This is a genomic window from Rhizobium leguminosarum bv. trifolii WSM2297 (genome assembly GCF_000271845.1).
Window position 1 is genome coordinate 819,180 of sequence record NZ_JH719395.1, and the last position, 23,276, is coordinate 842,455.

Here is a 23,276-nt window from a genome sequence, read left to right on the forward strand (position 1 = left end):
TTTGGGGTCCAGAGGCGGTCCTGAGCTAAGAGGCAGTTAGCGAGAACGAGAAGTTTGCGCATGACGGCGACTAGGATCACCTTGGGTGGTTTTCCTGTGGCTTTGAGTGTGTCTGCGAAACGAGCAAGAGCGGGATTGTAGCGACAAGCCGACAAGGCGGCCATGTAGAGTGCACGCCGGGGTGCGGGCCTGCCGGCGCGAATGGAACGACGCCCGGTTCGCGCGCCGCTGTCGTTAGCGATTGGAGCAAGCCCTGCCAGCATGGCCGCCTGCTTGCCCGAACAACTGCCCAACTCGTCCATTCCCGCCATCAAGGCCAGGGCCGTGATGCGGCCGACGCCGGGAATGGAGGTGAGGATCTCAGCCTTGCGGCAGAGCTGCGGATCCTCGCGGACACGGCGCTCGATCTCTTTGTTGAGACGTTCGACATGCTGTTCCAGCTGGCGTGTGAGGCGGTTGAGTTCTCCGCGCAGAAAGGCGGTGGTGGTCGTCTTGCTGCGATTTTGCAGGGCGGTGATGTCGCCTATGGTTGCCGATCGTGCATTGACCAGCTCCTGCAAGGCCTCAATGTGAGGAGTTGGCGGCGCGTCGGCCGGCGGGCGCAGGCTCTCGGCCAAGAGCGCCAGGAAACGGGCGTCGAGCCGGTCGGTCTTGGCGAGATAGCCGCAAGCGCGGGCAAACATGCGCGCACGCAGCGGATCGATCACAGCCACGGCAAAGCCAGCGAGCCAAAGCGAGCGATGGGCGGCGCGATGGAACTTGCCGGTTGCCTCCATCACGATGCTTTTGGGCCGATGCTTGGCCAGCAGCCGTTTCAGCTGCCGGATGCCCATCTTGTCATTACTGAACCGCCGGCTTTCGCCCAGCGGATGCAGATGAACATCAAGCCACTCTTTACTCACGTCCACACCGGCATAAACTACCGGCATCGCGTCTTCTTGGAACGAAACCTTGCCTTGCATGCGGGACTTGCTCCCCATCATCTGTTCAGGACAAACGCGAGGACGGCCGGACCAATCTCATCCCCGGTTCTAGCCAAGGGGCTTGCGGTCCCGGCCGTCCGCGCTCCGGCGGATGGCCATCCGCCGGAGCGCACACCAATCATCCAACAATTAGTGCGAATTGAACATGCAAGGGGCTGCTCTCGCCGATCTACAGGCTCGGGAATGCAGCATGACATTGCACAGGCTAGAATCACAATGCAACCGTGACCGTGGCATCGTCAGTGATGTCCCTTTGCTGCCTCGACCCGTCTGACCGCCGCAACACTGCCTCTTTCCACCAGATGACAGGCAAGCTCGACCCGCCGTCGTGGTGCCGCAAGGCCGAGCATCATGTCGCGCAGCAGGTCAAGCGCGGTAGCGCCGAGTTCGCGCATCGGAATATGCACCGTCGACAGCGGCGGGTTGAGAAAGGCCGATTGCGGCAGGTCGTCGATGCCCATGACGGAGACGTCCTGCGGCACGGCATAACCCATCGCCTGCAATCCGCGCACGGCGCCGGTGGCGAGACTGTCGCCTGCCGTCAGCACGGCGGTGAAGGAGAGGCCCTTATCGCGGACGAGGCGGGTGAGGGCTTCGGCGCCGAGTTCCGGCAGCCAGTCGTCGACCTCGAGCACCAGATCGGCATCGGCCTTCAGCCCGTGATGCTGCAGGGCATCACGCCAGCCCTCCAGACGCCGCTCGATCGTTCGCCGCCCTGGCCGCAGCATGAACAGGATGCGTTCATGCCCGGCCTGGATCAGCCGCTCGGCGGCGATGAAGGCGGCCGCGCGGTTGCAAGGCGTCACACTCGACAGCCGCATATAGGGGTCGTCGCTGTTGACGAGCACGACGGGTTTTCCGAGGCCGGCCGCCGCCGCCAGCATATCCTCCTCGTCGACCGTCAGGATTAGCATGCCGCCGAAGCTCGGATCGTCCCGCATCTCGGCGACGACGCGGGCTTCATCACCCTTGTCGGCGATAGGGCGCATCGCCACCTCGATGCCGAGAGCGGCTGCGCGCGCATTCAGTCCTTCGAGCACGTAAAGGGTGAACTGGTTGCGGACATAGTCGATCATCGCCGCGCCGGAGGCAACGAGCATGACCTTCTTGCCGGCGACACTTGCCGGCAGCGCGTAGCTGACCGCACTTGCCGTTTCCAGCACCAGCTTGCGAATCTCGGGCCTGACGCCCTTTTCGCCGGCAAGCGCCCGCGACACCGTGCTGATCGAGACGCCGCAGCGCGCGGCGATGTCGTCGAGGCGTGTGCGCCTGCCTTTTTTCTGCTCCGCCATGACATCTCCTCGCTTCTTCCCCAGTATGCAAAAATCTTTCAGATTGCGCAAATGGCATGCCTATGCACAATTGGCTTTAGGAGTCCGCGACAAGCGACAGAGCAGGGAGGCTTTGAAGATGCGGTTTGACGGCCAGTCCACGCGTCGGTGTTTTGCCCGGCGTCTCAAGGTTCGAGCGGGTTAAGCATGGCCGCCGAGCAGCAATCCCATCTCCGCCGCGGGACCGTAAGACAGAGCCCGATCGTCTATTGGCAGCTCGGCGATCTCTCGCAGCAGCGCTACGACGTCGCCGACAGGCCGATGGAAGGCAGCATGGATCCGTTTTTCTTCGTCACCAAGACGAAGAACTTCATTCCGCACGAATATCCCTGCCGCACTGAATTCAAAAAATCCTTCTCCGGCCGTCGGCCGCGGCCGGCAGCCGATTTCGAGGCTAGCCGCTGGTGGCTTCCCTTTGCCTCGCCGCGTGTCGATCTCTCCGGCTTCTGGTTTCGCCCGACCCGCATCGGCTGCTGGGCACGGTCCTTCCTCGATGCTAACTCGGCGGGGCGGGCTATGCTTCACCTGTCGACCTGCGGCGGCGCCATTCTCTTCGTCAATGGCGCCGAACAGGGTTTTATGGCGCCTTACGAGCGCAATCTGGAAGCCCAGCAGGTCTTCGAGGTCGAGCTTGTCGCCGGCCTCAACGAGATCCGCGTCTATTTCGACGACCTCGCCGAGCGCGACGCCCGTTTCTATTTCCAGCTGGATTATCTCGAAGGGCCGGAGGTCGAAACGGCAGTTCCGGTTCCGATCGCCGCCGGTGACGCGGATACGCTGGAGGCGATCCTCCAAGGCATGCGTTTCGACCGCACCGCCTATCTCGGCGAGGACGTGACGATCCTGTTTCCCGCGCCGCTGCCGGTGGCGCTCACCTGCCATGTCGAGATCGAAGGCGACTTCATGTCAACCGAGCGTTTCGATTATGATTTCGCGCTGGAGAAGGGCTCAACCAGGCTGGAGCTTGGCAGCTCGGCTGATATGCCCGCCGATTTCCGCCATTTCCGCATCGCCTTCAAAACAGGCGAACTTTCGCTCGGCCGCACGCTCGGCGTCGAGATCTGTCATCCCGAACGCCAGGGGCAGGCGCCCGCCGCATTGGCGGACCGCGTCACCGAGGCGCTGACCGAAGTCGCCGCCCATTCCGAGCCGGACACCGTCTGCGCTTTCGCGCGACTGGCGCTGGGGCAGGGCGGCGAAGAGACCGAGGCGATGATCTCGGCGATGCTGCCTGTTATCGAGGACTGTCACGATTGCGCCGATTTCGTGCTGGTGCCGCTGCTGTTTGCCTATACGCGCTGGAGCGATCTGCTGTCGGAAGGCCTGCGGCAGCGGATCGAGCACGCCGTGCTCAACTACCGCTACTGGATGGACGAGCCGGGCAACGACGTTCAGTGGTATTTTTCGGAAAACCACGCGCTTCTCTTTCATACCGCCGCCTATCTCGGCGGCCAGCTTTTCCCCGATGCCCGCTTCATCCGGTCCGGCCGCACCGGCGCCGAGCAGATGAAGGTTGGCGAAGAGCGCGTCCGCGCCTGGCTCGATCATTTCGAGCGCTGGGAAATGGCCGAGTGGAATTCCGTTCCCTATTTCCCGATCGATCTCAAGGGCCTGACGGCGCTTGCCGCCTGTGCGCCGGATGAAACGATCCGCGCCCGCGCAAGCGCCAGCATCGTCCGGCTGATGGAGATCGTCGCCCGCTCCGCCCATCACGGCATGCTGACCGGCAGCCAGGGCCGCTCCTACGAACATACGCTGCGCCCCGGCCGGTCGGTCGAACTGTCGGCCATCGCCCGGCTGCTCTGGGGCCGCGGCTGGTACGGCCGGCGCGTCCATGCCCTGCCGCAGCTGGCCGTCTGCATCCGCGATCACGGCCTGCGTTTTCCCGAGGGGCTTGCGGCGATCGCCGCCCATGACGCGGACAACGCGCAGGAATGGACCTTTTCCCAGGGCGAGCACCGGTTTGCCGCGCTTTATCACTACAAGACGCGCGACACCGCGCTCGGCACCATCGCCCATTACCGCCCCGGCGCCTGGGGTTATCAGGAGACGGTGCTGCATCTGCGCCTGGGCAGCCGGCCGGAAGCGCAGATCTGGATCAATCATCCCGGCGAGACCATCCAGTTCGGCTACGGCCGGCCGAGCTTCTGGGGCGGCTGCGGAACGCTGCCGCGCGTGCACCAGTATCGCGATCTCGCCATCCTCGATTTCGCGATCCACGAGGGCCAGCCGGATTTCACCCATGCCTGGTTCCCGGTCGAGGCCTTCGACGAAACGGCGGTTGACGGCAATCTGGCGCTTGCCCGTTCCGGCAACGGCCTGGCGCTGCTGATCGGCAGCGAGCCACTGGTGCCGGTGCAGGAAGGTCCGACGACGGATATGGAGCTGCGCCTGGCCGGCCGTAAGAGCCGCTGGATCGTCCGTCTCTCCGATCTCGGGCGCGAAGGCGGCATCGACGATATGCGAATGCGTTTCGCCACGCTCGCAGCCCACCAAGACGACGAAGACGCATTGATCGTTGCCGATCCGGATTATGGCCAGGTTATCTTCGAAAAAGACGGCACAGTGCGCGCCGAACGCCGTATTCTCAGACCTTCGGACTGGTCGGTTCGGGGAGAAGCGGTACATCTGGAGATATCGGGCAGGCAGCCTCGGCGCGCAGCCTCGTAGACGACATGTCCGGCAGGTGGAGGACCCGGCCGGTCGCAGGAATTCATCGGTCAAGAGGAGGAGAAAATGACCAGAATGAAATCGATCGCCGCGGCTTTTGCTGCGGTTCTCTTGAGTTCTGTTGCCGCCCATGCCGGCGACGTGCGCATCATGTGGTATTCCGACGGCGGCGAAGGTGCTGTCATCAAGGATCTGCTGGCGCGCTTCTCGAAGGCCAATCCCGATGTCAACGTCATCCTCGATGAAGTCTCCTATGACGTCGTCAAGGAGCAGCTGCCGGTGCAGCTCGAAGCCGGGAAGGGGCCTGACATTGCCCGCGTCACCAATCTGAAGGCGCAGGCGCAGCACTGGCTCGATCTTCGCCCGCTGCTGGCGGACGCGAAATACTGGGACGACAATTTCGGTGCCCAGGCCGACTGGATGCGTCCCGACGGCTCGAACGCCATCACCGGCTTCATGACGCAGCTGACCCTGACCGGCGGCTTCGTCAACAAGACGCTGTTCGAGCAGGCAGGCGTCGAAATTCCCGGCCCGAAGGCCACTTGGGACGATTGGGCGGCCGCCGCCAAAAAGGTCGCCGACAGCCAGAAGGTCTTCGCCATGGCGATCGACCGCTCCGGCCACCGCGTCTCCGGCCCGAACATTTCCTACGGCGCCAATTATATCGCCGCCGATGGCAAGCCGGCGCCGATCGACCAGGGTTCCAAGGAGTTCCTCAGCCGCTTCGTCAAGTGGAACGAGGACGGAACCATCAACAAGGATGTCTGGGTGAGTGCTGCCGGCACCACCTATCGCGCTGCGGCCGACGACTTCATCAATGGCGGCCTGGCTTATTATTATTCGGGCAGCTGGCAGATATCGGGCTTTGCCCAGAAGATCGGCGATAGTTTCGACTGGGTGATGGCCGGAAGCCCTTGCGGCACGGTCGCCTGCACCGGCATGCAGGGCGGCGCGGGTCTCGTCGCCGTCAAATACACCAAGAACCCCAAGGACGTCGCCAAGGTGATGGACTATCTGGCAAGCGCCGATGTGCAGAAGGAGTTCGCCGAGCGCAGCCTGTTCATTCCGGCACACAAGGCTGTGGCTGCCGGCCAGATGGACTTCAAGACCGACAATCCGCATGTGAAGGCGGCGTTGAAGGCCTTCGTCGAATCGGCCGGCCAGACCGCGGCACCCGCCATGAAGCTGCCGGGCTGGAAGTGGTCGGACGCCTATTACAGCGCCATCGTCGCCCGCATCAGCCAGGTGATCGCAGGCGAAATGAAGCTCGACGATGCCTATGCCCGCATCGACGATGACATCAAGGCCAAGGTTGGCGGCAACTGACGGACGAACGGATGGCGGAAAAGACGGTTTCTTCCGAACCGCCGGCGAAGGCCGGCCTGCGGCAGGCGCTGATTGCGCCTGTCCGGCTCGCCATGGGGATCGTCGACATTCCCATGCGCGCCTGGCAGAAGCTGACCGGGCTGAACGGCATGGCGGGCGTCTTCCTGGCGCCCAACATGCTGATCTTCTCCGTCTTCGTGCTTCTGCCGCTGGTCATCAACTTCATCTATTCGACGACGAGCGGCAGCGCCATCTTCCTGCCGAACAGGACCTATGTCGGCGCCGACCAATACCGCATCCTGTTTGATTGCGGCTCTTATCTCGACCCCTCGACCTGTGCTGTCGACACCTTCTGGGCGGCCGTGCGCAACACCGCCGTCTTCGTCGTATTCCAGGTCTCGGCGATGCTGGTTGCCGCACTGGCAACGGCTTTGATTCTCAACCGCGAGCTTTCCAATCGCGGCTTCTGGCGCGCCGTCTTCTTCTTCCCGGTGCTGCTCTCGCCTGTCGTCGTCGGCCTGATCTGGAAGTGGATCCTGCAGCGCCAAGGCTTGTTGAACTATGCGCTGAGCCCCTTCGGCTTCGAACCCTTCTCCTGGCTCAGCGATCGTTTCTGGGCCTTCTTCTTCGCCGTCTTCGTCTCGGTCTGGGCGCATATGGGCTTTTATGCGCTGATCCTGCTTGCCGGCCTGCAGGCAATCCCGAGGGATCTCTACGAGGCCGCGGCGATGGACAAGGCGAGCCCGACCCGCATCTTCCGCCGCATCACCCTGCCGCTGCTGATGCCGAACCTCATCGTCGTCCTGGTGCTGGCGTTGATCCGCGCCGTGCAGATCTTCGACGAGGTCTTCGTGCTCACCGGCGGCGGGCCGGGCACCAGCACCATGTACATCACCCAGTTTATTTATGAGACCGGTTTTGCGAGTTCACTGCGCAATCCGGGGCTGGCCTCGGCCGCCTCGATCCTGATGGGCATCGTGCTCGTCATCCTGACGCTGGTCCAGCTCGGCGTCAGCAGCCGCAACGAGAAGAAGGGGACACGCCAATGAGCGCCGTCAGCACCTTTCTGCTGCGACGCCGCGGCCGCGGCTGGCACTGGACCGACGTCGTCACCTGGATCTGGCTGATATCAGGCGTCTTCCTGATGTTCGGCCCGGCCGTCTGGCTGGTCTTCTCCTCGTTCAAGACGCCGGCGGCTCTGGCCGAATTCCCGCCGTCCTTCCTGCCCTATGTTACCGAACAGGCCGTGGTGCCGGGCTATGACAAGCCGCTGCCGCTCTATAACGTCACCATGCCGGATGGCAGCAGCCGTCAGCTCGCCGAAGTCCGCCGCATCGGCATCATGGGCCAGATGGTCGATCCGAAGCAGCCTGATGAAATCGTCAAGGTCAACATCAAGGACCGCACGCCGGTGCGCCAGGTCGAATTCGCCGGCGGCAATTACACCGAACCGTTCCAGCGCTTCGATTTCCTGCTGTTCCTGCGCAACTCGGTTTTCGTGACGGTGGTCGCCACGGCCATCACCCTGCTGGTCAATTCCATGGCGGCCTTTGCGCTGTCGAAATACCAATTCCCCGGCCGCACCGCGGTGATGTTGATAATCCTGGCGACGCTGATGGTGCCGCTTTCGGTGATCGTCGTACCGCTCTATTCCGTCATCGGCACGCTCAACCTCTTCGACAGCCTCTGGGGCGTCATCCTGCCGACGGTCGCCACCCCGACCGGGGTCTTCCTGCTCCGGCAATATATGCTGACCATTCCCGACGAGCTGATCGACGCCGCGCGCATGGACAAGGCCAGCGAATGGCAGATCTACTGGCGCATCATCCTGCCGCTGTCAGCGCCGGCCTTGGCGGTGCTGGCGATCTTCTCGGTCGTCTGGCGCTGGAACGACTTCCTCTGGCCGCTGATCGTGCTGTCGCGCAAAGAGCTTTACACGCTGCAGGTCGGCCTCAACGTCTATGCCGGCGAACTCAATGTGCAATGGCATTACATTCTCGCCATGACCGTCGTCTCGATGATCCCCGTCGTCTTGATCTTCGTCTTCCTGCAGCGCTTCATCACCACGGGCATCGCCGGCTCGGGGCTGAAATAGGCCGGCCGACAATTATAAAACAGGAGAGTGCATGAGCGGGCTCGAGCTCAGGAACATCGTCAAGAATTTCGGCGCCGTCGAGGTCATCCGCGATGTCTCGCTTGCTGTCAATGACGGCGAGTTCGTCGCTTTCGTCGGCCCGTCCGGCTGCGGGAAATCGACGCTGCTGCGGCTGATCGCCGGCCTCGACAAGCCGACTGGCGGAAGCATCGCCATCGACGGCACTGACGTCACCGAGATTGGCGCCGCCGACCGCGGTCTTGCCATGGTCTTCCAGTCCTATGCGCTCTATCCGCATATGAGCGTGCGGGAAAACCTGGCCTTCGGTCTTGAGAATACCAAGGTGGCGAAGGCCGAGATCGAAGCGCGCATCGCTGACGCCGCCCGCATGCTGGAGATCGAGCCTTTCCTCGAGCGCCGCCCCGGCCAGCTTTCCGGCGGCCAGCGCCAGCGCGTCGCAATCGGCCGCGCCATCGTCCGCCGGCCGGATGCCTTCCTGCTCGATGAGCCGCTGTCCAATCTCGACGCCGAGCTTAGGGTCAGCATGCGCGCCGAATTAGCTGCCCTTCACGCCCGCCTGAAGGCGACGATGATCTATGTCACCCATGACCAGGTCGAAGCGATGACGCTCGCCGACCGCATCGTGGTGCTGAGAGGCGGCCGGGTCGAGCAGGTGGGAACGCCCCTGGAACTCTACAACAAGCCGGCAAACCGCTTCGTCGCCGGCTTCATCGGCGCGCCGCACATGAATTTCCTGGAAGGCGCGATCGTCGGTCACGACGGCGGTTTCATGCAAGTCGAAACCGTCGGCGGCCATCGCCTTTCCGTGATTGCCAGCGAAGCGCGTCCGATCGGCGAAAGGGTCAGCATCGGCATCCGCCCGCAACACATCACCCTTGCCGATGCGAGTGCGGCCACCAGGCTGGATACCCGCATCACTCTCGTCGAGGAACTGGGCTCCGAGACGGTGGTGCATGCCGACGCGGGTGGAAAGAAGCTGATCGCGGTCTTTGCCGGCCAGCAACGCATGAAATCGGGCGACAGCCTGCCGCTGCATCTCGACCCGGCCGTGCTGCATCTCTTTGGCGAAGACGGCCGGCGTCTGTCTTGATGCCTCAGCGTCCAATCCACGAAGGCGCTTCGCCCCGCCGTCCGCGAGAAAATCTTATCTGCAGCCAAAGTCTGAGGGCGAAATATCCGCAGGCAATGAGCGACGACGCTACGGCAAGGATCAAAAAAATAAACAAAAGACGAAAATCATTCTGGCCACCGTCGAGCAATAATAAAAAGTAAATCAATATGACCAAGCATAAAGAAAAAACAAATGTTAGAAATGACTAGAAAAAAGGACGTGAATGTACTTGGCTGTATTTAAGAGAATATAAGAGATATATTGCGATAATGACCGGTATTGAAAAAATAAATTTAAAAACGAATGTTATCAGTGCGATGTCGCCAAAGAACAAAGGGATATGGGCCAAAGTCATGCCCACGAAGTATGATTGAAAGAACAGGCCTCTCTGAGGCATTCCAAGGTTGAGTTTATTCATATTCTTGGTGGTCTCGTTATATTCTATGATGCTATCGAAATGCCGAGCCATCTTCAAGGGTCACGAAAAAGCCCGCGCCGGAATGGGGGCGCGGGCCGAATTTTCACATCGGGACAGCCTTAGTGGCTGTTTTTGTGGCTTTGTTGACCAGCCTTTACATGCTGTTCATGGCTGCCGCCGCGGGTTCCGCTGGACTGCGCGTCGCGAACGCCTGATGAGGCGCTGCGTTCAGTGGAGTCGTTCTTGTGACTTTGCTGATCGGTCTTGACGTGCTGTTCATGGGATCCACCTTGGTTTGCCATACGGTTCTCCTTGGGTTTGAACGAGGCCACGTCGACCCCGAAAGATAGAACCTCACTCTGGCGCATGTTGTTCCCGATTTTAATATTTCGTGATTTCGTCTGCAGGAGAGAGACGAGGAAGCGGACCGGGCGGGTAGGACGCTCGCCTGCCATTTCGTCGGCCATCGGGAGAAAGCGGAAAAATCCCGATGTTCTCCGGCGCCGCCGCGTCCGCTTGGCGCGGCCCGCAACCTCGATTTATCAATGCGGCCGGCGGCAAGAAGGTTCCGGAAATGAACCCGCTCCAGCCATGCCGGAAGGGCCGGTGAGGCTCGTCTACTCTTTTCAATTCAAGCTATCGCTCTAGCTTAAAAGGCATGGAAAGAAAGGAGAAACTCATGACCGACGCACCGAATACGGCGACCCCGGCGCGAAGAGTGTTGCGGGGCCGCCCCTACAGCATCGGCGAATTTGCCAGGAAATATCGGTTGGACGAGAAAGAGGCCAAGCGCCTCTACGAGAAGTTCGGCCCTTCCGCCACCGAACTCGATCTGTTGATGGCGGCAAAGCGGCGTCCACCGGGACTGCCTACGAGTCTCGAGGCCTGACGGCCGCGATGAAGATCCGCACCGGAAGCTGCCTTTGCGGGGCGGTTGCCTATCGCTTGGAGGGCGAGCCGCTGCGCGTCGGCCTCTGCCACTGCGCCGACTGCCGCAAATCCAGCGGCTCCGCCTTCGTCTTCTTCGCGGTCTGGCCGCGCCCGGCCTTTTCCATGAGCGGTGAGATCGCCACCTTCTCCGGCCGCAGCTTCTGCCCGACCTGCGGCAGCAGGCTTTTCTGCCTCAGGGAAGATGAGGCGGAAATCCGCCTCGGCTCGCTCGACAGCCCACCGACGGACCTTCTGCCGGATCATGAGGTCTGGATCAGGCGGCGCGAACCCTGGCTGCATCCGCTGCCGAGTGCGGGGCAATATGCCGAGGACGCCGACTGACGAGCGCTTCCGCGCCAAAACTTGACTTTTCTTACCAATATTTCATTTCCCCCATCCGCAATTCCGTGCCACTTCCGCGGCAACGCTAATGCCCGGTTCATCTGCGTTGTGCTTATTTCGTTGCAGAGCCGAGACGGCCAATGACTGATCGAGGATGACATGAACGACACCGGAACCGGCAACAAGACCGGGCCACAGACAAGCGGCGCGTCCGACCTCGCAGCGGTCCTTGCCGCATCGGGACGGCAGGGCAAGCGCAGCCGCTGGCGTGGACGGCTGCTTATCCTGTTGATCCTCGTTGCTGCTGCGGCAGGTGCTGCTTACGCCTATATGGGCCGCGGCCAAAGCGAAGTGAGTTATGCCACCCAGCCGGTTAAACGCGGCGCTCTGACGGTACTTGTCACCGCCACCGGCTCGGTGCAGCCGACTGAACAGGTCGATATATCGAGCGAGCTTTCCGGCACGGTCCGTGACGTCAATGTCGATTACAACAGCACGATCAAAGCGGGTGACGTGCTGGCGCTCCTCGATACCAACAAGCTCGAGGCGGATGTAAAGAGTTCGCGTGCCAAGCTGAATTCGGCCAAGGCAAATGTCGCCAAGGCCAATGCCGACCTGCAGTCGGCAAGCACCTCGCTCGAGCGGCTGAAGAGCCTGGTCAGGAGCAACGTCTCCACCCAGCAGAGCCTCGACGACGCCACCTACAAATATGATTCCGCCGTCGCCGCCAAACAGATCAACGAAGCCGAGGTCCTAGCCTCGGAGGCCGACCTGCAGCTTGCCGAGGTCAATCTCGCCAAGGCCAAGATCATCTCGCCGATCGACGGCGTGATCCTCACCCGCGCCGTCAATCCGGGTGCCACGGTCGCAGCCTCGCTGTCCGCGCCGATTCTTTTCACCATCGCCGGCGATCTGAAGAAGATGGAGCTGCAGGTCGATGTCGACGAGGCCGATGTCGGCCAGATCGCCGTCGGCCAGAAGGCGAAGTTTTCGGTCGACGCCTATCCCGACCGGACTTTTCCCGCCGAGATCGAACAGATCCGCTTCGCCTCCGAAGTGGTCAACAATGTCGTGACCTATAAGGCTGTCCTCTCCGTCGACAATGCCGATCTTCTGCTGCGCCCCGGCATGACGGCGACGGCCGACGTCACCGTCGAGGCCGTCAAGGATACGCTGATGGTGCCGAACAGCGCGTTGCGCTATGCGCCGGCGCAGGCCGAACGGCGCGGCCGCGGCATTTTCGGGATCTTCGGCCCGCCGCGCCAGCGCCGCGGCAATTCGGGTCAGGCGTTGACGGGCGCTGAGCGGCGCGTCTGGGTGCTGCGCGACGGTCGTCCCACGCCCGTCGTCATCCAGGTCGGCTCGTCCGACGGCCAGTTCACCCAGGTCGTCTCCGGCGACCTGAGGGAAAACGACGCTTTGGTGACCGACGCCACGACGCGTGCGAACTAGGCGGAGAGACGGATGGCAAGCCCGCCGCTCATCGAATTCAGGCAGGTCTCGAAAATTTACGGCGAGGGCGAGGCGGCCATCCGCGCGCTCGACCATGTCGACCTTGCGATCAACGCCCATGAATTCGTCGCCATCATGGGCCCATCCGGCTCCGGCAAGTCGACGGCGATGAACATCCTCGGCTGCCTCGACGTGCCGAGCGGTGGCGATTACGTCTTCGAAGGCATCCCCACCAGCGGCTTCGACCGCGGCCAGCTGACGCTGTTGCGTCGCCATATGCTCGGCTTTGTGTTCCAAGGCTTCAACCTTCTATCGCGCACTTCGGCGGTCGAAAATGTCGAGCTGCCGCTGATCTATCGCGGCATGGCCGTGCGTGAGCGGCGCGAACGGGCCCGCGAAGCCCTGGCGCTGGTCGGCCTCTCCGGCCGCGAACATCACAAGACGCAGGAACTATCGGGCGGCCAGCAGCAGCGCGTCGCCATTGCCCGCGCCATCGTCACCGAGCCGGCGCTGCTCTTGGCCGATGAGCCCACAGGCAATCTCGATACCAGGACCAGCGTCGAGATCATGGATCTGATGACCCGGCTGAACCGCGAGCAGGGCATCACCATCGTCATGGTCACCCACGAGCCCGATATTGCCGCCTATGCGCAGCGGCTGCTGCGTTTCGTCGACGGCAAGCTGGAGACCGAGGTCGAGCATCGGAGGAGGGCGGATCATGTTCTTTGAGACGCTGAAGCTGGCATTGCGCGCCATCAGCCGCAACATGCTGCGCTCCTTCCTGACCGTGCTCGGCGTCGTCATCGGCGTTGCCGCCGTCATTGCGCTGGTGACGATCGGCAATGGCACGACCGCCCAGGTCTCGACCGAACTGTCGCGGCTCGGCACCAACATGCTGTTCGTCCGCCCCGGCCAGTTCGGCCCCGGCCGGGCGAGCTCCGAGGCCAAACGCTTCAGCGTCAAGGATGTCGCCGCCATCCGCGACCAGATCGGCGGCTTGCGGGCGGTGGCGCCGCTCAACCAGTCCACGGCGACCGTCATATCGGGCGGCCAGAACCATTCGACCAGCGTCTCCGGCACCACCAACGACTATTTCGTCGCCCAGGACTGGAACCTGGCGCTCGGCCGCACTTTCACCCCCGCCGAGGAGCGCGGCCAGTCCCGCTGCATCATCGGCGAGACGGTGCGCTCGCAGCTTTTCGGCGCCGCCGACCCGACCGGCCAGCAGATCCGCGTCGGCAAGGTCTCGTGCCCGGTCATCGGCGTGCTGGCCAAGCGCGGCCAGTCCGGCATGGGCACCGACCAGGACGATGTCGTCATCATGCCGGTCAAGGTGTTCCAGCGCCGCATCAGCGGCAACAGCAACGTGCCGCAGATCATCATTTCCGCCCGCGACGGCGTGTCCACCGCCAAGATCCAGTCCGATGTCGAAAATCTGCTGCGCGAGCGCCGCAAGATCCTGCCCGGCCGTCAGGACGATTTCAACGTCAACGACATGACGCAGATCGCCGAGGCGATGACCGGCACGACGACCCTGCTGACCGGTCTGCTCGGCGCTGTCGCCGCCATCAGCCTGCTCGTCGGCGGCATCGGCATCATGAACATCATGCTGGTCTCCGTCACCGAGCGCACCCGCGAAATCGGCATCCGGCTGGCGATCGGCGCGCTCGAAAACCAGGTGCTGACCCAGTTCCTGGTCGAGGCGGTGGCGCTATCGCTCTTCGGCGGCATCACCGGCATCGTCCTCGGTCTCAGCCTCGGCTTCGGTGCCGTAACGCTGCTGAAAGTCCCCTTCGTCTTCAGCCCGATGATGATCGCCGTCGCCTTCCTCTTCTCCGCCGCCATTGGCATGATCTTCGGCTATTTCCCAGCGAGACGGGCAGCCCAGCTGAACCCGATCGAGGCGCTGCGGCACGAGTGACGCATGACTGAACCCTATCGGGGAGGGCACCATCATTACCCAACTCTCCGGCATCCTCGGCCCTGAGCCGAGGATCCCTGCTTCGATATATGGTTGATACCCGTAGATGCTCGGCTCAAGGCCGAGCAAGACGGAGGGCGGGGCGGGCGTAAGCATGAGCCTCGCTCAGGCGCTCGTATCGTTGCTTTCAAAATATTGCTTATGTTATCTATCTGTTTCCTTTCGGATATATCAGCATCGACTTGCGTTCGGTTTTCGAGCGTGCCACAATGTGATATATCAGCTTGGATTTCAGCATGCAGACTTCCCAGAGCCATCTTGCCTATCTGGCGCTCGAGCACCTGATCGTCACGTTGGCGCTGAAACCCGGGGCGCTCGTTACCGAAAAGCAGCTGATCGATATGGCGGGCCATGGGCGCACCCCGGTGCGCGAAGCGATCCAGAAACTCGCCTGGCAACGGCTGATCTTGGTGAAGCCGCGTGTCGGGCTGCAGGTGGCCGAGATCGCGCCTGAGGATCATGGCAGTGTCATGCAGGTGCGCCGCGAGCTGGAGCCGATCGCAGCAAGCCTTGTTGCCGAACATGCGACGGACGAACAGCGCCGGCGCCTTAGCGGTTGCGCCGACGCAATGGACGAATGCGCCGTCACCGGCGATCTTGCCGGCTTCTTCGCCGCCGACAAGGCTTTCGACGAAATCCTCGAAGATGCCTGTCCGAACGGCTTCCTCATGGCGGCACTCGGTCCGGTGCAGACGCATGCACGCCGCCTCTGGTACTCCACCGCAAGCCCGGAGCGCACGGATCGCGCCATCGCGCTGCATGTTGCCGTGATCCGCGCTATCCAGCTGGGCAGGGCGGATGAGGCGCGCGCCGCCATGGCGGCGTTGATCGACTATCTCGCCCGCAAATAAAAGCGGCCCCGCTTCCGGAGCCGCCGTCAGATATGCTTGTCGAAAAACTCAGCCGACGAAAGCGCGCTCGATGACGAACTCGGCAGGCTTGCTGTTGGCGCCTTCATCGAGGCCGGCCTTTTCCAGCAGTTCCTTGGTGTCCTTCAGCATGGCCGAGGAACCGCAGATCATGCCGCGGTCGATTGCCGGGTCGAGCGGCGGCACGCCCAGATCGGTAAACAGCTTGCCTGAGGAGATCAGGTCGGTGATGCGGCCGCGATATTCGAAGTCTTCGCGGGTGACCGTGGGGTAATGGCGCAGCTTGTCGCCGACCACTTCCTTCAGCAGTTCGTCATTCTGGATCTCGTGCACGAGGTCGAAGCCGTATTTCAGCTCGGCGACATCGCGTGTCGTATGGGTGAGGATGACTTCCTCGAACTTCTCATAGGTCTCGGGATCGCGGATCAGGCTGGCGAAAGGCGCAATGCCCGTTCCCGTCGAGAACATGTAAAGACGACGGCCGGGCGTCAGCGCGTCGAGCACCAGCGTGCCCGTCGGCTTCTTGCGCATCAGCACCTGGTCGCCCGGCTTGATCGCCTGCAGATGCGAGGTCAGCGGGCCATCCGGCACCTTGATCGAGAAGAATTCGAGCTCTTCGGCCCAGGCGGGGCTGGCGATCGAATAGGCGCGGAAAACCGGCTTGCCCTCGACCATCAGGCCGATCATCGCGAATTCGCCGGAACGGAAACGGAAGCCCTGCGGCCGGGTCATCGTGAAGCGGAAGAGCCGGTCGGTATAATGCGTCACATCGAGCACCGTCTCGGCATAGACGCCGGCGGGGATGGACGTGGCGAAGTCTTCGGTCTTTGCAGGCGCGTTCATTTCGGTAGCAGGTCCCGTATTCGTCGGATGAACTGTCGGATGCGAGCGAGATATTACAAATCGGGCCCGAATTAAAGGCATTCCATTCCACGCGACGCTTCAGAAGGGAAATATGCATGCCATTGTCAGGATTCAATGGCGGGCGGGGAATGTCTTATTTCCCGCTGGCGAAGCCAGGCAAAGGATGCATATTAGAGCGGCGCGCCGGAACTGCATGCCGGTTTTCGGCAAAAACGGTGCGACAACAAGGACCTACGACGCGGGACCCGATTCAGCAATAGGGGGTTCGGCGATATGTGGCGAATAAAGACGCTTGCCGGGGCGAGCGCGATAGGGCGGTTCGGGGGAATATGAAGATTTTCAACTATAAGCGCGTTCCTTACGCGGAGATGCGCGCCTTCTCAGTCCATATCCTGACGGCCTCCGGCTCGTTCCTTGCCTTTCTCGGCGTCGTTGCCGCCGCCGAGCACCGCTTCATCGACATGTTCTGGTGGCTGGGCCTTGCCCTTCTCGTCGACGGCATAGACGGGCCGATCGCCCGCAAGGTGCGCGTCAAGGAAGTGCTGCCGAACTGGTCGGGCGATACGCTCGACAATATCATCGATTACGTCACCTATGTGCTGCTGCCGGCCTTCGCGCTCTATCAGAGCGGCATGATCGGTGAGCCCTGGTCCTTCGTCGCCGCCGGGTTGATCGTCGTTTCCAGCGCCATCTATTATGCCGATATGGGCATGAAGACGGACGAGTATTTCTTCTCCGGCTTCCCCGTCGTCTGGAACATGATCGTCTTTACGCTGTTCGTTATCGATGCCAGCGCCATGACCGCGCTCGCCGTCGTCATCGTCTCGGTGGTGCTGACCTTCCTGCCGATCAATTTCCTGCACCCGGTCCGGGTCAAAAGGCTGCGCCCGCTCAATCTCGGTGTCTTTTTCCTGTGGTCGGCGCTGGGCATTTTTTCGCTGCTGATGCATTTCGACACGCCCGAATGGGCGCTCATTCTCTTCATTGTGACTGGGCTCTATCTTTACGTCATCGGTGCGGTGCTGCAATTCTTCCCCGCTCTCGGACGCGAAACTAAGGACGGTTGAGATGACGAAGACGCAGGCGGTTTCATTCTCGAGGACGGGCGGGCCGGAGGTTTTCGACTATGTCGAAGTCGATCTCCCCAAGCCCTCGACGGGTGAGGTGCAGATCCGCCAGGCGGCGGTCGGCCTCAATTTCATCGATGTCTATTTCCGCAACGGCTCTTACAAGGTGCCGCATCTGCCCTTCGTCACCGGCAAGGAGGGCGCCGGTACCGTGACGGCGCTCGGCCCCGGTGTTACGGATTTCAAGCTTGGCGATCGCGTTGCCTATGCCAGCGCCGACGGCGCCTATAGCGCTGAGCGCAATATCGAGACGCGCCATCTTGTGCATGTGCCTGATGGCATCGAACTCGAAACGGCGGCGGCGATGATGCTGAAGGGCATGACTGCCGAGTATCTCTTGAACCGCACGTTCAAGGTCGGCCCTGAGACCGTCCTGCTGTTTCATGCCGCTGCCGGCGGTGTGGGACTGATCGCCGGCCAATGGGCAAAGGCGCTCGGCGCCACCGTCATCGGCACTGCGGGCTCTGAGGACAAGGTCGAACTGGCGCTCGCCCATGGCTACGACCATGTGATCAATTACAAGAGCGAAGACTTCGTCAGCCGGGTCCGCGATATCACGGCCGGCAAGGGCGTCGATGTCGTCTATGATTCGATCGGCCGCGATACTTTTCCACAGTCGCTCGATTGCCTTAAGCCGCGCGGTCTCTTTGCCTCTTTCGGCCAATCTTCCGGGCCGATCGAGAATTTCACCCTTGCCATGCTGGCGCAGAAGGGGTCGCTCTATGCGACGCGGCCGACGCTCTTCACCTATATCGCCGCGCGCCATGAGCTGATCGACAGCGCCAAGGCGCTATTTGATGTTGTGCAAAGCAACAAAGTGCGTATCAATATCAATCAAACCTATCCGTTACGTGAGGTTGGGCGGGCTCACGCGGATCTGGAAACAAGAAAAACAACAGGAACGACGCTGCTGATTCCATGAGATCCGAACGGACCGGTCGGCAGAAGAAATGAGGGGAACGTGTCGCCATTGAATGTGCCGGATCCCGGTGCGTTATTATCCGTGCAGAAGCTGACGAAGTTTTTCGGTGGCTTTGCCGCCTGCAATGAAATCGATCTCGATATAGCGCCGGGCGAAATTCACGCGCTTCTCGGCGAAAATGGCGCAGGCAAATCCACCCTGGTGAAGATGCTGTTCGGCGTTGTGGAGCCGACGGCCGGACATATCCTCTGGCAGGGCAAGCCGGTTGTAATCGCCTCGCCGGGGGAAGCCCGCAAGCACGGCATCGGCATGGTCTTCCAGCATTTTTCGCTGTTCGAGGCGCTGACGGTTGCCGAAAACATCGCGCTGTCGCTCGATGACGCCATTCCGATCGACCGGATCGCCGCGGAGGCGAGGGCGCTGTCGCAAGCCTACGGCCTGCCGCTCGACCCGCATGCCCACGTCGCCGATCTCTCGGTCGGCGAGCGCCAGCGCATCGAGATCGTCCGGGCGCTACTGCAGAACCCGAAGCTCATCATTCTCGACGAGCCGACCTCGGTGCTGACGCCGCAGGAGGCCGACAGGCTGTTCGAGACGCTGTTCAAGCTGCGCGCCGAAGGCCGCTCGGTTCTCTATATCAGCCACCGACTGGAAGAGGTGCAGCGCATCTGCGATCGCGCCACGGTGCTGCGCCATGGTCGCGTGACCGGCGCCTGCGATCCCAAGCGGGAAACGCCCGCTTCGCTTGCCCGCATGATGGTCGGCAGCGAGGTGGCGGCCGTTACCCATCCGGAGCGTAGCGACAAGGGCGAGGTGCAGCTTGCCGTCGCCAACCTGTCGGTTGCTGCCCGCACACCTTTTGCCATGCCGCTGCGCGATGTCTCGATGACGGTGCGCGCAGGTGAGATCCTGGCCATTGCCGGTGTTGCCGGCAATGGCCAGAGCGAACTCTTCGATGCGCTCTCCGGTGAATATCCGGTTGCTTCGGCCGGAGCGATCGTCATCCGCAAGAAACCGGTCGGCGACCAGGGCATTACCGCCCGCCGCCTGCTCGGCGCCGGCTTCGTGCCGGAGGAGCGTCACGGCCATGCCGCCGTCTCCGCCATGAAGCTGTCGGACAATCTGGTGCTGGCCCGCAGCCAGTCGGATCGCAAGGCCTTTCTCGGTCTGCTCGGCATCATCAGGCACGGCGCGGTAAAGTCAGCCGCGCGCCGTATCTCTGAGGCGATGGATGTCCGCAAGAGCGGCGATGATCCGGCCGCAGGCTCGCTCTCCGGTGGCAATCTGCAGAAATTCATCGTCGGCCGCGAGCTCGACCGCCAGCCGGCCGTCCTCGTCGTCAATCAGCCGACCTGGGGCGTCGATGCAGGCGCCGCCAGCCGCATCCGCCAGGCGCTCGTCGATCTCGCCAGAAGCGGTTCGGCCGTTGTCGTCATCAGCCAGGATCTCGACGAGATCTTCGAAGTGGCGACCGATATTGCCGTCATCTGCGAAGGCCGCCTTTCCAGTCCGTACCCGGCGGGCGAGCTGACGCGCGAAAAGATCGGCCTGCTGATGGGCGGCCTGCATCAGAGCAGCCCTGGTGCGGAGGCAGCCCATGCGCATTGAACTGGAAAAGCGCCCCGACGTCTCGAAGCTCTTCGCCTTCGTCTCGCCGCTGCTGGCCCTTGTTCTGACGCTGGCCTTCGGCGCCATCATGTTCGCCATGCTCGGCAAGGATCCGGTCGAAGCGCTGGACGCCTTCTTCGTCGAGCCGCTGCTCGAGGTCTGGTCTCTGCACGAACTGGCGATCAAGGCCGCACCGTTGATCCTGATCGCCGTCGGCCTCGCCGTCTGTTATCGCTCGAACAACTGGAATATCGGCGCCGAAGGCCAGTTCACCATCGGCGCCATCACCGGCTCCTATCTGCCGATCGTTTTCTACGACTGGCATTCGCCGCTGGTGCTGCCGCTGATGCTCGTCCTCGGCGCGCTCGGCGGCGCGCTTTTCGCCGCCATTCCGGCACTGTTGAAGGCGCATTTCAACACCAATGAGATTCTGACATCGCTGATGCTGGTCTATATCGCCCAGCTCTTTCTCGACTGGCTGATCCGCGGCGCCTGGCGCGATCCGAAGGGCTTCAACTTTCCGGTCTCGCGCGATTTCGCGCCGGAAGCGGTGCTGCCGGCGATCTGGGAAGAATCGGGCCGGGCCCATTGGGCCTTCATCTTCGCCATTGTCGCGGCCATCGGCGTCTGGTTCATGCTGCGTTATACGCTGAAAGGCTTCGAGATCGTCGTGCTCGGCCAATCCGAGCGGGCAGGGCGCTTTGCCGGTTTCTCCTCCCGGAAGATGATCTGGTTCAGCTTCCTCTTTTCGGGCGCCCTTGCCGGCCTTGCCGGCATCAGTGAGGTGTCAGGCTCGATCGGTCATCTGCAGCCGGCGATCTCGCCGGGCTACGGTTTTACCGCCATCATCGTCGCCTTCCTCGGCCGCCTCAACCCGCTCGGGATCATCGCCTCGGGCCTGGTGTTGGCGCTCACCTATCTCGGCGGCGAGGCGGCCCAGCTGTCGCTCGGCGTCTCCGACAAGGTCACCCGCGTCTTCCAGGGCCTACTGCTCTTCTTCGTGCTCTCCTGCGATACGCTGATCTATTACAAAATCCGCATCGTCTGGTCGCGGCTAAGGGGTGGAGCGGCATGAGCATCTTCGAAGCCATTCTGCTGACTGTCATCACCGCCTCGACGCCGCTCGTCATTGCCGCCCTCGGCGAACTGGTGACCGAGCGCTCCGGCGTTCTCAACCTCGGTGTCGAGGGCATGATGATCATGGGCGCGGTTGCCGCTTTTGCCGGCGCCCAGATGTCGGGCTCACCCTATGTCGGCATCGTCTGCGGCATCGTGGCCGGGGCGCTGTTCTCGCTGCTGTTTGCCTTCCTGACGCTGACGCTGGTGGCGAACCAGGTGGCGACGGGACTGGCGCTCACCCTTCTCGGCCTCGGTGTCTCAGGCATGCTCGGCGAGGCCTATGTCAGCATGCCCGGCATCCGGCTGGGAGAGATCGTCATTCCCGTGTTGTCGGATATTCCGGTCATCGGCCATGTGCTCTTCAGGCAGGATCTGATCTTCTATCTGTCGATCGCGCTGGTGATCGGCGTCAGCTGGTTCCTGTTCCGCAGCCGCACCGGGCTGAAGCTGAGAGCGATCGGCGACAATCACGGCTCGGCCCATGCGCTCGGCATCCATGTTATCCGCACGCGATACCTGGCGGTGATGTTCGGCGGCGCCTGCGCCGGTCTTGCCGGCGCGCAGTTGTCGCTCGTCTACACCCCGCAGTGGGCCGAGAACATGTCGGCCGGCCGCGGCTGGATCACGCTGGCGCTTGTGGTTTTTGCCTCCTGGCGGCCGTGGCGGGTCTTTGCCGGCGGTTATCTGTTCGGCGCGGTCACCATCCTGCAGCTGCACGCACAGGCCTTCGGTCTCGGCATTCCCTCGCAGTTCCTCTCGATGCTGCCCTATGCCGCGACTATTGTGGTTCTGATCATCATTTCTCATAATCGGCGCACGACGTTGATCAATACGCCCGCCTCGCTCGGAAAGGCCTTCGTGCCGGAGCGATAAGGCAACAACACAAAGACGGGTTTCCCAACTTCAAACCAACAGGGGTCATCATGAAGAAGTTCGCATTGACACTTGCCGCCTCGGCTGCCGCCGTGATCGGCATCTCTTCCGCCGCTCAGGCCGCTGACAAGACGAAGGTCTGCTTCGTCTATGTCGGTTCGCATACCGACGGCGGTTATTCGCAGGCCCATGATCTCGGCCGCCAGCAGGTTCAGGCCGAATTCGGCGACAAGATCGATACGCCTTACCTCGAAAACGTGCCGGAAGGCCCGGACGCCGAGCGCGCCATCGAACGCCTTGCCCGTTCCGGCTGCAAGCTGATCTTCACGACGTCCTTCGGCTTCATGGATGCGACCGTCAAGGTTGCCGCCAAGTTCCCCGATGTGAAGTTCGAGCACGGCACCGGCTACAAGTCCGGCCCCAACCTCGCCACCTACAATTCGCGCTTCTATGAAGGCCGCTACATCCTCGGCCAGATCGCCGCGAAGACTTCGAAGAACCATGGTGCGGCCTACATCGCCTCCTTCCCGATTCCGGAAGTGGTGATGGGCATCAACTCCTTCGAGCAGGGCGCCAGGTCGGTCGATCCGAGCTTCAAGCTGAAGGTCATCTGGGTCAACACCTGGTTCGACCCTGGCAAGGAAGCCGATGCCGCCAAGGCCATGGTCGACCAGGGCGTCGACGTGCTGACGCAGCATACCGACACCACAGCACCGATGCAGGTTGCCGAAGAACGCGGCATTCATGCCTTCGGCCAGGCATCCGACATGATCGCAGCCGGCCCGAAGGCGCAGCTGACGGCAATCGTCGATACCTGGGGCACCTACTACTCCAAGCGCGTGCACGCGCTTCTCGACGGCACCTGGAAGTCCGAGCAGAGCTGGGACGGCCTGAAGGACGGCATCCTGAAGATGGCGCCCTACACCAACATGCCTGACGACGTGAAGAAGATGGCCGAGGAAACCGAAGCCAAGATCAAATCGGGCGAACTGCATCCCTTCACCGGCCCGATCAACAAGCAGGACGGTACGCCCTGGCTGAAGGCCGGCGAGAAGGCCGATGACGGCACGCTGCTCGGCATGAATTTCTATGTCGAAGGCGTCGACGACAAGCTGCCGGCGCAATAAGTTGCCTTCAATTCGCAGTTGCGAAGGGCGGCCCTTGTGGCCGCCCTTTTTTTGCTGCACTGCATACCAAGATTCCGATTTACAAAAGTAATACTATATGATTTTTT

21 protein-coding genes are annotated in these 23,276 nt (G+C 62.2%); 17 read left to right on the top strand and 4 right to left on the bottom strand.

Annotated features, from left to right (window positions below; all coding sequences use genetic code 11):
* On the bottom strand, positions 1 to 962 hold a 962-nt coding region (locus RLEG4DRAFT_RS19290), incomplete at its 3' end, for an IS110 family transposase (protein ID WP_003579171.1).
* A 260-nt stretch (positions 963 to 1,222) separates the two neighbouring features.
* Positions 1,223 to 2,275 (bottom strand): LacI family DNA-binding transcriptional regulator, encoded by a 1,053-nt coding sequence (locus tag RLEG4DRAFT_RS19295; protein WP_003579173.1) that lies wholly within the window; start codon positions 2,273 to 2,275, stop codon positions 1,223 to 1,225.
* 186 nt (positions 2,276 to 2,461) lie between these two features.
* Between RLEG4DRAFT_RS19295 and RLEG4DRAFT_RS19300 the strand changes: the two genes are divergently transcribed.
* From RLEG4DRAFT_RS19300 to RLEG4DRAFT_RS19320, 5 genes are all read left to right on the top strand, one after another.
* Positions 2,462 to 4,984 (top strand): hypothetical protein, encoded by a 2,523-nt coding sequence (locus RLEG4DRAFT_RS19300; RefSeq protein WP_003579176.1) that lies wholly within the window; start codon positions 2,462 to 2,464, stop codon positions 4,982 to 4,984.
* Between the two features lie 66 nt (positions 4,985 to 5,050).
* The gene (locus tag RLEG4DRAFT_RS19305; protein ID WP_003579178.1) at positions 5,051 to 6,310 is read left to right on the top strand and encodes an ABC transporter substrate-binding protein; all 1,260 of its coding nucleotides are present in this window, start codon (positions 5,051 to 5,053) and stop codon (positions 6,308 to 6,310) included.
* Between the two features lie 11 nt (positions 6,311 to 6,321).
* Positions 6,322 to 7,359 (top strand): carbohydrate ABC transporter permease, encoded by a 1,038-nt coding sequence (locus RLEG4DRAFT_RS19310; RefSeq protein ID WP_003579180.1) that lies wholly within the window; start codon positions 6,322 to 6,324, stop codon positions 7,357 to 7,359.
* Positions 7,356 to 8,405 (top strand): carbohydrate ABC transporter permease, encoded by a 1,050-nt coding sequence (locus RLEG4DRAFT_RS19315; RefSeq protein WP_003579181.1) that lies wholly within the window; start codon positions 7,356 to 7,358, stop codon positions 8,403 to 8,405. The genes RLEG4DRAFT_RS19310 and RLEG4DRAFT_RS19315 overlap by 4 nt, the downstream gene beginning before the upstream one ends.
* 31 nt (positions 8,406 to 8,436) lie before the next feature.
* Positions 8,437 to 9,516: an ABC transporter ATP-binding protein gene (locus RLEG4DRAFT_RS19320; protein WP_003579183.1), complete on the top strand. Its 1,080-nt coding sequence runs from the start codon at positions 8,437 to 8,439 to the stop codon at positions 9,514 to 9,516.
* A 558-nt stretch (positions 9,517 to 10,074) separates the two neighbouring features.
* On the opposite strand, the gene RLEG4DRAFT_RS58690 is transcribed toward RLEG4DRAFT_RS19320, so the two are convergent.
* Entirely contained in the window at positions 10,075 to 10,257 is a 183-nt protein-coding gene (locus tag RLEG4DRAFT_RS58690; protein WP_037094681.1) for a hypothetical protein, read from the bottom strand.
* Between the two features lie 377 nt (positions 10,258 to 10,634).
* Here RLEG4DRAFT_RS58690 and RLEG4DRAFT_RS19335 point away from each other — a divergent pair, with 377 nt between their 5' ends.
* The 6 genes from RLEG4DRAFT_RS19335 to RLEG4DRAFT_RS19360 all read left to right on the top strand — a co-directional run bounded on the left by RLEG4DRAFT_RS19335 (position 10,635) and on the right by RLEG4DRAFT_RS19360 (position 15,511).
* Positions 10,635 to 10,844: a hypothetical protein gene (locus RLEG4DRAFT_RS19335; protein WP_003579186.1), complete on the top strand. Its 210-nt coding sequence runs from the start codon at positions 10,635 to 10,637 to the stop codon at positions 10,842 to 10,844.
* A gap of 8 nt (positions 10,845 to 10,852) precedes the next feature.
* The gene (locus RLEG4DRAFT_RS19340) at positions 10,853 to 11,227 is read left to right on the top strand and encodes a GFA family protein (protein WP_003579188.1); all 375 of its coding nucleotides are present in this window, start codon (positions 10,853 to 10,855) and stop codon (positions 11,225 to 11,227) included.
* Positions 11,228 to 11,386: 159 nt separating this feature from the next.
* On the top strand, positions 11,387 to 12,679 hold the full coding sequence (locus tag RLEG4DRAFT_RS19345) for an efflux RND transporter periplasmic adaptor subunit (RefSeq protein WP_003579190.1): 1,293 nt from the start codon (positions 11,387 to 11,389) through the stop codon (positions 12,677 to 12,679).
* A 12-nt stretch (positions 12,680 to 12,691) separates the two neighbouring features.
* On the top strand, positions 12,692 to 13,408 hold the full coding sequence (locus RLEG4DRAFT_RS19350) for an ABC transporter ATP-binding protein (RefSeq protein WP_003579191.1): 717 nt from the start codon (positions 12,692 to 12,694) through the stop codon (positions 13,406 to 13,408).
* A complete protein-coding gene (locus tag RLEG4DRAFT_RS19355; RefSeq protein WP_003579193.1) occupies positions 13,398 to 14,600 on the top strand; it encodes an ABC transporter permease in 1,203 nt (400 codons plus the stop codon). Before RLEG4DRAFT_RS19350 ends, RLEG4DRAFT_RS19355 begins: the two co-directional genes overlap by 11 nt.
* Before the next feature lie 296 nt (positions 14,601 to 14,896).
* Positions 14,897 to 15,511, top strand: a complete 615-nt coding sequence (locus tag RLEG4DRAFT_RS19360; RefSeq protein WP_003579194.1) for a GntR family transcriptional regulator — start codon at positions 14,897 to 14,899, stop codon at positions 15,509 to 15,511.
* A gap of 48 nt (positions 15,512 to 15,559) precedes the next feature.
* Here the strand turns inward: RLEG4DRAFT_RS19360 and RLEG4DRAFT_RS19365 are convergent, their stop codons facing one another.
* Positions 15,560 to 16,372: a ferredoxin--NADP reductase gene (locus tag RLEG4DRAFT_RS19365; protein WP_003579196.1), complete on the bottom strand. Its 813-nt coding sequence runs from the start codon at positions 16,370 to 16,372 to the stop codon at positions 15,560 to 15,562.
* 350 nt (positions 16,373 to 16,722) lie between these two features.
* Between RLEG4DRAFT_RS19365 and pcsA the strand changes: the two genes are divergently transcribed.
* Genes pcsA through RLEG4DRAFT_RS19395 form a run of 6 tightly spaced genes read left to right on the top strand, consistent with a single transcriptional unit; the run spans position 16,723 to position 23,169 of the window.
* A complete protein-coding gene (pcsA, locus tag RLEG4DRAFT_RS19370) occupies positions 16,723 to 17,460 on the top strand; it encodes a phosphatidylcholine synthase (protein ID WP_003573202.1) in 738 nt (245 codons plus the stop codon).
* Between the two features lies 1 nt (position 17,461).
* Positions 17,462 to 18,442: a quinone oxidoreductase family protein gene (locus tag RLEG4DRAFT_RS19375; RefSeq protein WP_003579198.1), complete on the top strand. Its 981-nt coding sequence runs from the start codon at positions 17,462 to 17,464 to the stop codon at positions 18,440 to 18,442.
* Between the two features lie 39 nt (positions 18,443 to 18,481).
* Positions 18,482 to 20,050, top strand: a complete 1,569-nt coding sequence (locus tag RLEG4DRAFT_RS19380; RefSeq protein ID WP_003579200.1) for an ABC transporter ATP-binding protein — start codon at positions 18,482 to 18,484, stop codon at positions 20,048 to 20,050.
* Positions 20,040 to 21,125 carry an ABC transporter permease gene (locus RLEG4DRAFT_RS19385; RefSeq protein ID WP_003579202.1) on the top strand — a complete coding sequence of 362 codons (1,086 nt, stop codon included), beginning with the start codon at positions 20,040 to 20,042 and terminating at the stop codon, positions 21,123 to 21,125. The genes RLEG4DRAFT_RS19380 and RLEG4DRAFT_RS19385 overlap by 11 nt, the downstream gene beginning before the upstream one ends.
* A complete protein-coding gene (locus RLEG4DRAFT_RS19390; protein ID WP_003579204.1) occupies positions 21,122 to 22,042 on the top strand; it encodes an ABC transporter permease in 921 nt (306 codons plus the stop codon). Before RLEG4DRAFT_RS19385 ends, RLEG4DRAFT_RS19390 begins: the two co-directional genes overlap by 4 nt.
* Positions 22,043 to 22,092: 50 nt before the next feature.
* The gene (locus tag RLEG4DRAFT_RS19395; RefSeq protein ID WP_003579206.1) at positions 22,093 to 23,169 is read left to right on the top strand and encodes a BMP family ABC transporter substrate-binding protein; all 1,077 of its coding nucleotides are present in this window, start codon (positions 22,093 to 22,095) and stop codon (positions 23,167 to 23,169) included.
* Positions 23,170 to 23,276: the final 107 nt, after the last annotated feature.